At 62.2% G+C, this 14,694-nt stretch carries 10 protein-coding genes and 1 pseudogene; 5 read left to right on the top strand and 6 right to left on the bottom strand.

What is annotated here, in order from left to right:
• Positions 1 to 188: 188 nt before the first annotated feature.
• The 5 genes from ABC729_RS17315 to ABC729_RS17295 all read left to right on the top strand — a co-directional run bounded on the left by ABC729_RS17315 (position 189) and on the right by ABC729_RS17295 (position 7,495).
• Positions 189 to 2,246, top strand: coding sequence for an AAA family ATPase (locus tag ABC729_RS17315; RefSeq protein ID WP_495608855.1), 2,058 nt, complete (start codon positions 189 to 191; stop codon positions 2,244 to 2,246).
• 341 nt (positions 2,247 to 2,587) lie between these two features.
• Positions 2,588 to 2,776 carry a hypothetical protein gene (locus tag ABC729_RS17310; protein ID WP_495608854.1) on the top strand — a complete coding sequence of 63 codons (189 nt, stop codon included), beginning with the start codon at positions 2,588 to 2,590 and terminating at the stop codon, positions 2,774 to 2,776.
• 52 nt (positions 2,777 to 2,828) lie between these two features.
• A complete protein-coding gene (locus ABC729_RS17305) occupies positions 2,829 to 4,496 on the top strand; it encodes a recombinase family protein (RefSeq protein ID WP_495608853.1) in 1,668 nt (555 codons plus the stop codon).
• 200 nt (positions 4,497 to 4,696) lie between these two features.
• Positions 4,697 to 5,929: a site-specific integrase gene (locus ABC729_RS17300; RefSeq protein ID WP_495608852.1), complete on the top strand. Its 1,233-nt coding sequence runs from the start codon at positions 4,697 to 4,699 to the stop codon at positions 5,927 to 5,929.
• Between the two features lie 456 nt (positions 5,930 to 6,385).
• Positions 6,386 to 7,495, top strand: a complete 1,110-nt coding sequence (locus ABC729_RS17295) for an HNH endonuclease (protein WP_495608851.1) — start codon at positions 6,386 to 6,388, stop codon at positions 7,493 to 7,495.
• A 39-nt stretch (positions 7,496 to 7,534) separates the two neighbouring features.
• Here ABC729_RS17295 and ABC729_RS17290 read toward each other — a convergent pair whose 3' ends face one another.
• From ABC729_RS17290 to ABC729_RS17265, 6 genes and pseudogenes are all read right to left on the bottom strand, one after another.
• Entirely contained in the window at positions 7,535 to 10,429 is a 2,895-nt protein-coding gene (locus ABC729_RS17290; RefSeq protein WP_495608850.1) for an SEC-C metal-binding domain-containing protein, read from the bottom strand.
• A gap of 190 nt (positions 10,430 to 10,619) precedes the next feature.
• Positions 10,620 to 11,735: a hypothetical protein gene (locus ABC729_RS17285; RefSeq protein ID WP_495608849.1), complete on the bottom strand. Its 1,116-nt coding sequence runs from the start codon at positions 11,733 to 11,735 to the stop codon at positions 10,620 to 10,622.
• Positions 11,732 to 12,631 carry a hypothetical protein gene (locus ABC729_RS17280; protein ID WP_495608848.1) on the bottom strand — a complete coding sequence of 300 codons (900 nt, stop codon included), beginning with the start codon at positions 12,629 to 12,631 and terminating at the stop codon, positions 11,732 to 11,734. Before ABC729_RS17280 ends, ABC729_RS17285 begins: the two co-directional genes overlap by 4 nt.
• Positions 12,628 to 13,599: an MvdC/MvdD family ATP grasp protein gene (locus ABC729_RS17275; protein WP_495608847.1), complete on the bottom strand. Its 972-nt coding sequence runs from the start codon at positions 13,597 to 13,599 to the stop codon at positions 12,628 to 12,630. The genes ABC729_RS17280 and ABC729_RS17275 overlap by 4 nt, the downstream gene beginning before the upstream one ends.
• Positions 13,590 to 13,964, bottom strand: coding sequence for a hypothetical protein (locus ABC729_RS17270; protein ID WP_495608846.1), 375 nt, complete (start codon positions 13,962 to 13,964; stop codon positions 13,590 to 13,592). The genes ABC729_RS17275 and ABC729_RS17270 overlap by 10 nt, the downstream gene beginning before the upstream one ends.
• A 217-nt stretch (positions 13,965 to 14,181) precedes the next feature.
• Positions 14,182 to 14,423, bottom strand: a pseudogene (locus ABC729_RS17265) (transposase); the annotation flags it as partial.
• Between the last annotated feature and the right edge of the window lie 271 nt (positions 14,424 to 14,694).

Raw genomic sequence — 14,694 nt, 5'->3', positions numbered from 1 at the left:
CCTTCTGGTCCGTGACCTTCACCCTTACGGCCCCCTTCTCCGCATAGAGCAATCGCCGCCGCCCCTGGGAGCCGGCCACTGCCTTCCCCCATGCCTGCATCACCGGGCGTGCGCCCCTATGCCCATCCGCATCGCCTGCCGACCATCCATCGGCCGGAACACCCACCCTTTGCCTTAAGAGGCCAACCATGACCGATACTGCCACCAATGTGCCGATCACCCTGTCCGCCGCTGCCAGGCGACACAATGCCCAAGTCGTCGCTTCCCTCGAAACGGAACCGGCCCCACGCCTGTCTCCGACAGTCACGACCGGCGACTGCGCTGCGGCATGGGCGATGCTTGACCGCGGCTTGGCCGGATCGCCGCAGATCGCTGAGGCGCTGGACCAAGGCGGCTGCCTTATCATCGTCGAAGTGCCTGGGCCGGACTGGTTTCGCCCTGTTCGGGAAACGCTGACGCTCTACCTTTCCGGCCCGACGGAATCGAATGACGCGCACTTCAACAAGATGATGGAAGCCCTGGCTTCCGATGATGACGAAGAAACGCCGTTCCCAGCAGAACCCGACGAACCTGTTCGCCCTCAATGGGCATGGTTCAGCGGGCTGGGGGAGAAGGACAAGCAGTTCGTTCAGCACGATATCGATTCCATGACCACAGCCTTGCTAGGCGGTAAGGGCGTCATTGCACTGACGTCCCGGGTGGATAGCCTGCCGGCAACCGTCAGGCTCGCCGCCGATCACCATCTGACCCTCCCCGCACTGGACGGCGCTGCGACGACGGTGGCCGCACACGTGCTGACGCGGCACCACCCCACCATCACCATCGATGATCGTCTCTGCGGCTACCTCACCCCCGATATCCTCCGCATGTCACAGCGGCCGGGAGAGGACGGCGATGCCTGGATCCGGCGCCTGCGGTCTTTCGCGAACCTCGCATCGCACGCAGTCCCGTATGACGGCCCCAAGCTGGCCGACCTGCACGGCATGGACGAAGCGAAGAGGTGGGGCCTTAACCTGGTCCATGATCTCAAGGAATACATGGCGGGACGCTTGCCCTGGCAGGACGTCGATAGGGGGTGCCTGTTGGTAGGCCCCACCGGAACGGGCAAGACCTCCTTCGCACGGATTCTGGCTGGCACCACCGGGCTGCCGCTGGTCACGGGATCGCATTCCGAATGGCAGGCGGCGGGCCACCTTGGTCAAATGCTGGCCGCAATGCGCAACACCTTCAACCGAGCGCGGATGGAAGCGCCCTGCATCCTGTTCCTCGATGAGGTCGATGCCTTCCAGGATCGGCAATCCCTGCGGAGCAATCAGCGGGACTACAGTGTTCAGGTCGTCAATGCGCTGCTTGAGTCGACCGACGGAACCCTTGCCAGGGAAGGGGTTGTGCTGCTGGCGGCTGCCAACAGCCTTTCGGTCGACCCGGCCTTGATCAGGCCTGGCCGACTTGATCGAGTGATCATGGTGTCCTTGCCCGATAACCATGCGCTGACCGGAATCCTGCGCCAGCATCTCGGTCCCGATCATCTCCCTGGTATCGACCTCCTTCCCTTTGTAGCCGGCATGACGGCATCGGGCGCCGAGGCCGAGCTTTGGGCTCGTGACGCTAAGCGTGAGGCTCGTCGCGCCGGACGGCCAATGACGCCCGAGGACCTGCTGGCTCATATCCCTCGTCCTGAAACCGTTTCCCCCACTCTGCATTTTAGGGTCGCAGTGCATGAGGCTGGCCATGCTGTGGCCGCCGCCGTCGAGCTGCCGGGCACGGTCCAGATTGTCACGGTTCAGGGCGAACATGCCGGTGTTCGGTTCGAACTGGGCCAGTTCGACACCGAGGCTGAAGCCCGTGCGCACATCCGCATCCTGCTGGCGGGTCGCGCGGCGGAAGAGCTGCGCCTGGGAACGGCTGGTTTCGGGTCCGGTGGCCCGGCAAATAGCGACCTTGCCAGGGCCACTAGCTTGGCAACCGCGCTGCTGGCAGGACACGGAATGGGTGAGCGTTTACTGTGGCTCGGTAACGCCATCCCCGAGAATACTCCTTCGTTCCTGTCCGCTCACCCCTCCTTGGCCGACCAAGTCAGCCGCATGCTGGCCGAGGAGCATGACCGTGCATTGTCGCTCCTTCGACCGCGCCTGCCGCTCATCGACAAGGTGGCCTCCATCCTGGTCGAGCATGGCAGCATGTCGGGTCCCGAACTGGAAGAACTTGTCGCGGCCATGCCCACCAACACTGAGGCGACACCATGATCCACGGGCACCCATGGGGGCTCATTCGCCCCCGTGGGCAGATATCTTCACTGTGTCATTGGTGATGACAGAAAAGGGGGCGTACATATGGGTCGGTGGCCGGATGCCGCCAAGTGGTGACATTCGAATGGAGGTTCCGCGCCCCTGACGTGCCCCTATTCAAATGGGGGCGCCATAGATGGTTGGATATCGGCACCGCGCCAAGTCCTAACCAAACATGCACAGGGCGCATACATGGATTGCGGTCCTGGGGCGTCAGATGAAGGGTGGGCCGGGTCTGGAGGCTGGAGCATATGGCCGTGCGATTGGGCGCATCGTGTGCCCAAAAGCCAAGGTGCCACATGATCCATCTCCGCCTCGCCGTTCCACCCCCCGCCAATGACGGCAACCAAACGCCACTCAACACCTATGCCGATACGCTCCATCCTGCGATCCTCATGGTGGCCGCCGCCCTTGGCCGCAAGATCGCACGCGATCTGATCGCCGAGGCGACCGCGAACGACAAGCGCCACCATCCCGACGAAGCGTGATAGCCTTCTGTTCAGTAAGGTTGCTCCCCCACCCCCGTAAAGCTGGTGACTCATGAGCCTCCGCACCGCCGTGTACGCCCGCTATTCCAGCGACCAGCAGAGTGCCTCGTCCATCCAGGACCAGTTCCGCATTTGCCGGGAACAGGCCGCCCGCGATGGCTGGCAGATCGTCGGCACCTACCAGGATGCCGCCATCAGCGGCGCCTCCCTGACCTTGCGGCCCGGGATTCAGGCCCTGCTCCAGGACGCGCAGGCGCGCAAGATCGACATCGTGCTGGCCGAGGCCCTGGATCGCTTGAGCCGGGACCAGGCCGACACAGCCATCCTGCATCGGCAGCTCCAGTTCGCCGGCGTCAAGATCATCACCCTTGCGGAAGGCGAGATCAGCGAACTCCATGTCGGGCTCAAGGGCACCATGAATGCCCTTTTCCTCAAGGATCTTGCGGCCAAAACCCACAGAGGGCTTCGGGGTCGTGTCGAAAAGGGCAAGGCCGGTGGCGGCCTGTGCTTCGGCTATGATGTCATCAAGGAACTTGGGCCCGACGGCGAACCTGTCCGCGGCGGAAGGCGCATCAATGAAGCGGAGGCAACAACCGTCAGACGGATCTTCCAGGAATTCGCCCAGGGCATCAGCCCTCGAACCATCGCGGCCAACCTGAACAAGGATGGCGTGCCGGGCCCCAATGGAAAGCTGTGGGGCGACACGACCATTCGTGGGCATGCGATCAGGGGAACAGGCACGCTCAACAACGAACTCTATTCCGGCGTGCTGGTTTGGAACAAGGTTCGCTATGTTAAGGATCCGGCAACCGGCAAGCGTGTTCCCCGTCTGAATCCAGAAAGCGCCTGGATCAGGACGGAAGTGCCGGACTTGAGGATCATTGATGATGAGCTTTGGCAGGCAGTGCGACAGCGCCAGCAGGCGCTGGCCATTCAATTCGAACCGTCCATCAAAGCCAGCCGGGAGGCGCACGCCAACCGGCTGAACGACCGGCACCGGCCCAGCTTCCTGTTGTCCGGCCTGCTCAAATGCGCCCGGTGCGGCGACAATTACGGCATCATCACCTACGATCGCTACGGCTGCCTGAACCGCTACCGGCGCGGCACCTGCGAGAACAGCCACACCGTCAAGCGCCAGGAGATCGAAGCCCGTGTGCTGAACGGGCTACGCCACAATCTGGTCTCCCCCGAAGCTGTCGAGACGGCTATTCGGAATGGGGTTGAACTGGTCAACCGCTCCAACCGTGAGCTGCGCGCCCGGCAGTTGGATGACCGGCAGGCCCTGGCCAAGGTGCAACGCGGCATCGACGCCATCACGGCGGCCGTCGAGGATGGGCTTTACCAGCCGTCCATGAAGGCCCGGTTGGCCGACCTGGAACAGCAGAAGAAGCAGCTTGCGGCCCGGCTGTCGGAAGCGCCAGTCGTCATGCCCGACATCCACCCCAACGTCGCCGGCCTCTATGCCAGGATGATCGAGCGCCTGACAATGGCACTGGAGGATGCCACCACGCGGAACGAGGCCATGGAGGCGATCCGGTCGCTGATCGACAAGGTAGTGATCACGCCTGGCGCTCGTCGCGGCGAGGTACAGGCGGAGCTTCACGGCAAGTTGGCTGAGATCCTGAACGCAACAGCCCGCCCCAATTTCTCGGGGCGGGCTGTTGTTATAACGTCAGTGGATGCGGGGGCAGGATTTGAACCTGCGGCCTTCAGGTTATGAGTTTGAAAAGTATTAGCTCGATCAAATACGACCAAATAAGCCCATTCCCAATAACATACTGTTTATAAATACCAATCTCAATGAGCCATTGCCTTTCAAATACGCCTCCATTACCCTGATTTCACTCTCTTCTGTTACCTATATGCTACCTGCGAAACGCCGGTTCGGCCACGATTTATCGGCAGGTATGGAGATCCACCATGGCGAAGCTGACAAAGCGCGTGGTCGAACAATTGGAGCCGGCAACCGTCGAAACCATCCACTGGGATGAAGAACTCCGCGGCTTCGGCGTGCGTGTCTGGCCATCGGGCCGCAAGGTCTATATCGCCATGACGCGAGTCAAAGGCCGGCTGCGGAAGGTAACGATCGGTACGCATGGCCCCGTCACCGCCGAGAAAGCCCGGATCAAGGCACATGAAATCATCTCACAGGCGAAAGCTGGCAATGATCCGGTCAAGGAACTGGACGTGGCCCGCAAATCGCCTACGGTCAAAGGGCTCGGCGAGCGCTTCCTCAAGGAACATGTCGGCGTCCGCTGCAAGCCATCTACACAGTATGAATACAGGCGCTCTGTCGAGCTGTTCATTAATCCAGAGATCGGCACCCGCAAGGTCCTGGATATCGAGCGCCGAGACATCGCCGAACTGCACCAATCCCTGCAGCACATTCCCTACCAAGCCAACCGGACCCTGGGGGTGCTGTCCAAGATGTTCAATCTGGCCGAAGTCTGGGGGCTACGACCGGACGGCAGCAATCCCTGCCTGCATGTAAAGAAGTATCGTGAGGAGAAGCGCGAACGGTTCCTGGGGGCCGAAGAGTACGCCTCCTTGGGTCGGACACTGGCCGAAGTCGAGGCGGACGGTTCGGAATCCCCAGCCGTGGTGGCTGCCGTCCGGTTGCTGATGCTGACGGGCTGCCGCCTGGGCGAGGTCATGACCCTGAAATGGTCCTATGTGGATTGGCAGGCGCGGGCGTTGCGTCTGCCGGATTCCAAAACGGGCGCGAAGGTTGTTCATTTCGGGGAAGCGGTGGCAGCCGTCCTACGATCGATCCCCCGGCTGAAGGATAATCCCTGGGTCATCACCGGCACGAAGGAAGGTGCCCGGCTGACCGACATGCAGCCACCCTGGCGCCGCATCCGCAAAAAGGCCGAGCTGGATGATGTCCGCATCCATGACCTGCGGCACTCGTTCGCCAGCGGCGCCCTGTTCCTGGGAGAAGGGTTGCCGATGATCGGCAAGCTGCTCGGACATACCCAGGTGCAGACCACGGCTCGTTACGCCCATCTGGCTGCCGACCCCGTCAAGAATGCCATGGAGAAGGTCTCGGACTTTATCGCCAAACAGGCGACGTTCAGCACAAAGCGGCAGCGCAATCACAAATACACGGTGCAGCCCCCCAGACCTTGGACGGGCGCCAAAACAGTCCCGTAGAGGCAAAGTGCCTCCTGCCCTTTCGTCCGTCATAGCAGCTTCTGCATCTCATGCAGGCGTTACGGGATATTATGGTCAGGATGACAACGCTGTACCCACCTAATCAACGAGATGTTCCCGGACAATCTTGGCAGGTTTGTCCAAGTTCTGCGACTGAAGTTTATTTCGCCAAACACAAAGCTGGATAGAGGATGACCATTTTTTCGACAGGTTGCGGGTTCAATTTCTGCTGACCCCGCAGGAAAGATGTCCTTTCGCATTCATAATTGCGCTGACTTTGCAAAGCGTCTTTCGATGGGGTGGTACTAGGAAGCAGAATAGTGAAGCTTTATCAAATACTAAGCTCAAGCATAGCGCCAGCGCTGGCCTCCGCTCTCTTTCCTGCTTCACCTCAGGCAGATTAGATGCCAGCATCCATCCGCAGACTATGAGCTGCCGAGGGGGAGAGAAACTCGCGTGCCACTTTTCATCGCCAAGCCGATCATGTGGAACACTGCCGGCTACCGGCACCCTTCCGGTGTCCGCATCAACTCCGGCTATCCCAGCGAGCATGGCTTCGGTCACGAGGAGTGGAACAACGCGACCGCGCTCGCCTACCGAGAAGACGGCGTCGCCATGCGAGCATTCCACACCGAACGCGTCGGCAACCTACCGGTGGATGACGAGTTGGGTTCGATCTTCATCTTCATGTACGCCTCACATGACGGCGTGCAGGAGCTGGTTGGTGTCGCCGGCGGGGCCACCTGTTTCATCAATGACGAGTCTGCGCGTCACCATCTCACCGAACGACTCAAACTTGATCGGCTTCGCTCCCAAGCCTGGGCTGTCCCACGAGTGCGTCAGCTACATGGCGAAAACAGCTCGCAGTTCGACAAGATTTGGCAGCAGGATTTGTCATGGATCCCCAACTGGATTTGCCCCGCCGAGGCCTTTCTTTGGCTTGACCATCCCGCGCGGTTGGATGCGAAGGCCATCCGAGGCACCAGCAAGCTGCTCACGATGTTCGGCAGGTACACCGTTCTCGACGAGGGCGAGGCGGCGGCGATAATGGGCGCAGTGCCAGCTGGTCAGCGCAATGCCATCTGGAGGCGCATTCGGTCGATGATAGAGGCGGACGGCGGCGCTCCGCTAACCGACGATCTGAACAACCTGCGGGGTCGCCGCGACATCAAGCCAACCGAAAAGAAGCAACTGGTCGATGCGCGACTCGGCCAAGGCCGCTTTCGGCGGGAGGTTGAGAGGCTGTGGGGCGACGCGTGCTCGGTTTCGGGCTGCACCATCCGCGAGGCTCTACGTGCGTCTCACATCAAGCCCTGGAAGCCGAGCAGCGACATCGAAAGATTGGATAGGGAGAACGGCCTTCTACTGACGGCGGATCTCGACGCGTTGTTCGACAAGGGCCTCATCTCATTCGCCAACGATGGAGAGATGTTGATCGCCGATCGCATCGGCAAGAACGACCGCAGACTTTTCCGACTACCCCGCTCCCTTCGTGCGCGGCCCTCCAGCGGTCAGAAAGTCTACTTGGCAGACCATCGTAGCCGCTGGGGGTTCGACGGCGACTGATGGGTCTGCGCGTTTTTTCACAACCGCAGACTGAAAGCATCAGCGACCGTGACAGTGCTTGAACTTGCTGCCGGAGCCGCAAGGACAGCGCTCGTTCCGTCCGACCTTCTTGCGCGGTTCGATCGCTCCTACCGGGCCGCGACGCTGATCGAAGAAAGCCTGAAGGGGCACCGGAATGTTCACTTCCCGCTGGCGCGGGCCGCCGAAGCGCCTAATCCTTTCGATCAGGCGCTTCTGATCCTGGAAAGCCTCGCGGTGCCCTGGCGCCATCACCTCCTCGAACGGTTCCAGGTGCGCCACCTCCTCCGCGGCTGCGCGATGGTCTCCGCAGTAGGCGAGCACCACCGCGTAGAGGGCTCTCGTCTCCAACACGCGCGAAGCGAGACCGACACCCTGTATAATGGGAAACAAATTCCGCTCGAGAACCTGTCGCGCGCCGATGAAATCATGCACCCAGACGAACTCATCGACCAGATCGAGGCCAACCCTGATAAGGGAGTCGAAAGCGTGTGCCAATTCATAGAATTTCATCGCATGAATGCGGGCCATCGCTGACCGCTGTCCCTTGCGTCCCGCGGCCTGGGCTGTGAGGTCGAGCGTGTCAGCGAGATGCTTCAACGTATCGGTAAGGTCGCGATCCGTTGGAAGCAGCGGCCGCAGGTCGGGCGCGTTGCGCCCCATGACGTCTCCCGGAGTGATGCCGAGCTCATCGTAGTACTCGACGATCAACTCGGATGCCTCGGAGATCGCGGTCACGTTGTCGCCGAGCTTAAAGAGCGCGAGCGCGCGGTTGTAGCGGAAGACCCGCATGTGCTCGGTTTGCTTCGGAATGTGCTGCTCCACAATCGTGAGCATCTCGTCCACGCCGGCCGCATCATTCTGCATGGACCTGAGCAGCATGCTCTTCATGCCCCAGGCGAGCCATTCATCCTCCCCCAGCCCGTGCACCTCAACAAGCGCCTGCATCTCGTCGATGTGGATCTGGGCGCGGTCGAAATCTCCCTCCCGGAGGTCGTTGAAGGTCAGACCGTCCAGTGCCCAAAGGCGTGTTTCCGGGTCAGCCTCGTCGTTCCTAGCGATCGCCACCAGATACGGCTCGATCTCGGGCCACACGCCCATCTCATGAAAAAGCTCATCCGTCGCGAACCCGATGAGGATCCTAGCATCCCCCAGCTGACCGAAGAGGCGGATGAGAAGACCGAGCTTGGCGATGCTCCAGTCCTCGCGGATCGAGACGACGATCACCGCGCGCAGCGCTGCCCTCGCGTTCTCCTCAACCTCCCTGCCCCGGGCGGCCATATCCGCCACTCCCAGCAGCCGGACGGCGTCGTGCACCTTCAGGGCAGAGTTGCCGAAAATCTCGAGCGCCCCCGTCGAGGGCAGGCTGCGCAAGCGGGTCGCACTCGCCCGTGCGTCGATGCCGCAGGCTGCCTGGAGCAGCTTGCTGGCCTCATCTCGGGTCAGAGCGACGTCGCACATGCTCAACACCGCAATCGTCTCACGGGCTTCCGGCGACAACCCCTCGAACGCGCGCTTGAGGATGATCTCCTGGACGGTCTCCACGACGTGGGTCTGGGCTTCCACGTCGGCGCAGAAATCCCGGATCGACCCTCCATATTCCCGGGCCACGACCGTCGCCGCGTTGAGTACATAGAACGGCAGGCCGCCAGTCAGACGGGAGAGACGCCCGCAGTCGGCGAAGTCGGCGAGACAGCCTAGATCATGCACCGCAGCCGCGATGGTGTCCTCGTCCCACCCGTGTAGGGTCTCTGCGGCGATGGCCAGCGTGGCCTCAAGGGCGGTGAGCTCCTGACCAGGCTGGCCAAGCAGCAGGAACCTCAGGCTCGGCGCACGAGCGACCATGACCTTGATGTCGCTCGCCGGTACACGATGGGCGTTGTCGATGATGACATGTGCATGGATGCCCTCCTCACCCAGCTTGACACTGAGCGCCCCGAGCATGTCGAGACCGCTTGCGCCGGGCAGAAGTATCTCGCCGAGCTTACCGCTGACCCTGCCGAACATCCGGCCGGCCACCTCACGGGTGACGGCGGATGCGAGAGCGGGTCCCGGCGTCTCGACGACGTCGATGTAGGTCACAGGCAGAGGCGCATGAACCGCAGCCTCGGCGACCCAGGCCGTCTTCCCCGCGCCTGACAGGCCCGACACGATGCGGACCCGGGCATCGCTGAGCAGGGCGGGTTCGTCGATCTGCGCCCGGTAGATCGGCAGCGGTGCAGGCAGCTCCTGCATTTGGACCACGAGCTGCTCAAAGAGGGTCGGCAGTTCATCCCTCGTGAAGGTGTGGTCCTGCCGGGGTGGTGAACCGGCCGAGGCGAACATCACAACACTCGCGAGCTTCCATGTCAGTGTGTCCGGTCGCAGAAGTCCAAAGGGGAGTTCGGCTGCGAGAGCCGAACATGCCTCTATCGCGCCGCCCACCGTCTTCGGTGGCGCAGGGAGAAAAGTGTCCGTTGGCACCGGACCATCAGGCCATTCCAACCGCACGTCGGCGGGCCAGCCCTCAGCGCGCAGCCTCTCGAGAAGGGGGCCTGTCGGAGCTGCATTGGAAACAATGACGAAGCTGGCCTCGCCTGTCCGAGCACCATTTGCGTGCTCACTACGGATTTTCTCGAAGCGCTCGAGAGCGCCTTCGATTTCGCCGAAGCCTAGATTGCCGATACGCGTCTTGATCTGCACGTAAACCCGCCGATCCACGAGCACGATCTCCACGTCCTCATCGCGTTCGACGACGATGCGCTCGACCCCGCTCCGCCCAGCCAGAAGCAGGCAGATCGCGGCGTAGAGATGCTGGTAGAGGAAGCCCCGATGAACCGCTTCGATGCGGATCAGCTGGCGCTCGTCAAGAACCGAGACCTCCTCGGCTATCATGATCTCGCCGCCCAGCTTCGCGCCCTCTGCATCGTCGGCCAAGGCGAACCTCGTGATCAGACAGATGGTCCAACGACATATAAGATCACGAACCGATCATGTCACGGCACATAATCAACACGCTACATCAAGGTGGCGTCAAAAATCGGACGCCGACAAAAGCTTCGTTTGATGCAATGCGAAGACTGAGCTTTCCCGTTCTATCCAGCCTGCCGAACAATCGGACGGCTCGTCAGTTGACAATGGCCTCGAACACGCTGGCTCTCTTCACGGTCCCGAACAGTCCATTCAGCTCGGGCTCCTTTGACTTGATCCGCCGGAAGTCCTCAAGGGTGCGCTTGTCGACAAAAAGGACGTCGGTGTAAGCCGCCAACACGGCGAGATGCTGGTCGTGAACGTCGCTGCCGGGTCGAATGGGACGCTCCTGCCCGTGGCGCTTCAGCGCATCGGCGATCCGCCAGCTCGGGAGGCTCTGCATGCTCACCCGCTTCAGGCGCTCGAAGTGGATGCCCGCCTTCTCCGCGACGAGACGCAGATGCGACCTGAACGTGCCCAGTTCCGACAGTTCCGCGACGGTGCACTCGTCCCGGATCTCGTGCTCGTCGATCCCCTGCCTGCCGTAGGTGTCGACGAGGAGCTGGCGGACCGTCACGCCCTCCGCCGGCATCTCCTGCATGACGCGCAAGATGAAGTCGTTAGCCATCTCGAACGCCTCGGTGTCGCTCCGGCGCGGGTCGGCCGCCTTGGCCCGGAAAAAAGTGTCACGGTGGATCGTGGTCATGACCTTCTGCCGATCGGCAGGCGCGCGAATCTCCTCCTTGCACAGCTGCCCGACCGTCTGCCTCTCGTCCATCGTTCGCATTCCCGAGAGGGCTGAGACCATCCCAATATGCTGGCGCCTCTCCCTCATGATCGGACGCGCGACGTTCCAGACCCAGCCGTCCTCCCCGACAGCGGCGACGCCGGCTCCGATCGTTAGCAGGCGGGATCGCACGTGGTCGCGCACCTCCGCCATGGTCCGGCAACCGGAATCGTAGGCGATCGCCTCGGCCGCAAGGATGTCGACGATCCCGCCCAAGCCACGTTCGCCTGGCATCCGCATCCACGCCATCATCGGAAGCGACTGGAGATACGCCACACGCGCGCTGGCATTCGCCGGATCGTCCACAACGAGCAGTTCCTCCAGATGATGCCAGGAGAGGAACGGAATGCGCCCCTGCTCAAGCAGACGCTGGTGCAGATTCCGGGCCACCTGCCCCTTGGGCGATGCGGGCTTAATGGCGGCGTCGATCCAATCGGCCCAGTGCGACGTGTCCGGCGCGATGATCGCGGCCGTCAGGAGGGTCATGGGTCCGTAGCTCCGTCCTGAGACGCAGGCGCGATCTGAAGAGCCGGAGCGGTTCCGGCAGTCGCGGGTTTGGGACACCACTGCGTCGGCGACAGATCGGCGCGTCTACGATCCGTCCGTGGCTTGGCCAGCCGGCATAGCCACGCCTTGGAGATGACAGTACAACCGGTCTGTCCGCCGGACAGCCCCACGGGCTGAGCGATCATGCATTTCAGTTCGGACGGAACGCCAGCCTCTGACTTTTGGACGACGACCTTCGAGGCGGGTGGCTCCTGCGTGGCGTTGCGAAAGCCCATCGCGTAGAATAGTGGATCGAGCAGCAGGAGCAGGATGAATATCCCGAACGCCCGAAGCAGGTGCTCGTGCGTGACCAGGATGCGGGTGACCTTCTCGTTGACCACGTCCCGGGAGTTACGTGTCGCCAGCAGGGTGCCGCGGGTCAGCTTGCGAAGGGGATTTCGGGTCTGCCATGCGGCAACGATCTCGGGCTCCCCAACCTTCTGGAAACCCCGGACCTGCAGGGTCTTGAAGGCGTTGAACCCGGCTCCAGCCACGTAGACCGTCGCCAGCGCCAGCACGAACAGCCGCGCCGCGTCTGGTGCCGGGCCTGCCTTCTTTTCCCAATTGGCCGCCTGCAGCGTGATGATGACCGGAACCAGCGCGGCCAGCACCGCGAGGTAGGTCGTCGCCTTGCCCTCAGCCGCGCGGACCCTCTCCATCTCGGCCGCCGCCACCTTCTGTGCCTCGTCGAGCGCCCGTTCCTCGTTAGAGTTCCAGACTGCCGCCCGGATTGCAGCCCGATCCTGCTGAAGCCGTTGAGCCTCAGCGGCCTTCTGCGCCGGAGTGAGCGGCTCAATGTACGGGAAGACCGCACTCGCAATCGAATGCCAGTTCATGTCGGTGAGCCTGCGCAAAGAGCATCGACAATCGCGGCCGTCACCGGGGCGCCGGTCCGCTGCTCGATCCAGGCCCACTGCCCGTTCGGGTTGGCCTCCAGGAACCAGAAGCGGCCATCCAAATCCTCCACGAGGTCGATCGCGGCAAACCGCAGGCCGAGGTCGCGTGTGACCGAGATGCAGGCCGAACCCACATCAGTCGGCAGCTCCATGGCCTCGTGGTCGAGATCCCTGCGAACGCCCTTTCGCCAGTCGACCTGCGTCTCGTCATAGGCTTGGGACAGTATGCGGGTCGCGAAGGCCCGGTCGTCCACCACGAGCAATCGGATGTCGGACCGCTTCGAAATCTCGCGCTGCAGGATCATCGGCGCACGCCGAAAACCGTCGGCGTCGACCGCATCGAGCGCATCCACCCGGCTGGTGAAGATGACACTGCCGATCTCGCCGTCGTTGATGAGGGCGTGCCGGAGGGGTTTCGCCACCATCGGCCCCTCCGCGAGGAAGGCGCGAGCATGTCCGAACGCATTCGTGACGAGCGTGCCAGGAATCTGGAGCCCGACGCGGCGGGCGGCGGCGAGCTGCCTCGGCTTGTCTTCGGCGCGCAGGATGGAGAACGGCGAGTTCAGCCACCGCCCCTCGAGAGCGTTCCATAGGCTTCGGACTATCGCCGACCATTCCGCCACGACGTACTCGGCGACGGCGTCGCTTCCTCTGACCTCGATATTGCCCGGCCGGCGATAGTATGCGCCCGTCACATCTGCGAGGGAAAAGTCGCCGCACGGTCCGGTCAGCCTGAGGTTCGAAGGGTCGCCATCGACCATCGCGATCTCGTGCTGCGCCAGGTCCTCAGTATTCAGGCGGATAAAGCGCAGGCCGCGTCGACGCATCTCCATGACAACGTAATCGGTCGTCACGTCGCGCTTATTGGTTACGAGGAGAATCAGTCCGGCACACGCGCTCACCAGCATGGCGCCACTGCTTCGTCGTCCCGCTCATGTTGGACCTCGGTCTTCGTCTGCAACTCGGGCAGGCACAGGGACGCGTCCTCGTCGTCGACCTCCTGCCGGACCCTCGTCCCGGTGCTGGTGTCCAGCGCCCCGAAGCGCGACGGATCTTCGTCGTCCACTTCAACCTGCGTCATGGTCTTGCTCTGCGTCACGACCAGCCCGCCGCCTGCGACCTCGATTATCGGCACGGCCCCGTACTCGCCGTCCACAACCCAGACCCCCAGCTCGGGAGAATAGCGACCCGGCATCTCGGCGTCGGCGGACCTCGGCGTGGCGAAGCGGAGCAGGAACGGGGCGGCGGACGCAATCGGAGAATGAACGGTCATCGGCATTGATCCAGTGGCAGTGTCTTCGAATAGGAACACATAGGGGAAATTGAGAGCCAGAGGAAGTACTCTGGCGATTATTCCGCAAAAGAAACCGCAGTATTGGAATTGGCAATATCAGTAAGGAGACAGCACATGGACATCATCGAGATCAATGAAATAGGAGTGGCACTGCAGACTGCTGCTCGACAATTTTTCAAGATAATACCCGATGCCCCATCAATGGCCGCTCCGATCGGATCGAATGAACACTTGCAGCAGCAGTGCTCGCAGCATCTTCTCCGGCGGAATCGACGGACGCCCCACCCGCGAATATATCGCCTCAAAATCTGGCGACAGAACCTCCAGGACCTCGTGCACCATCGCCCGGATCGGGCGCAACGGGCGGGTCGCTGGAACCCGAGCCTCGCAGCTCACGTAAGAAAACAGGCTATCGCTCCGAACGTCGCTGCCGCGCATCTCGACCCCTAATCCGCTACAAGAGAGGATCGATCACGATCACACAGCAGCGGGAAGACTTTTCCCGCACCCTGTTAGCGCTCGAGCGGCCATAAGCTGCCTGTCCGCCACCGGCCCCTTTATTACGCCACTCACAACTGCTGCGTAGCGCCCATTACGGTCATTGAAACCGCTTCACCTAACGCCCAAAAGTAGAAGTTTGGGCGTCCACCGGCGTTGCTGCGAGAACCAACGGTGGTCCAGTGGCTGTCGCGGCAACGCTCGTCGGCAA

The organism is Niveispirillum sp. CC-CTL257, from assembly GCF_059489915.1.
The sequence above is the reverse complement of the archived record's forward strand: the minus strand, read 5'-3'. Positions and strand labels throughout refer to the sequence as shown.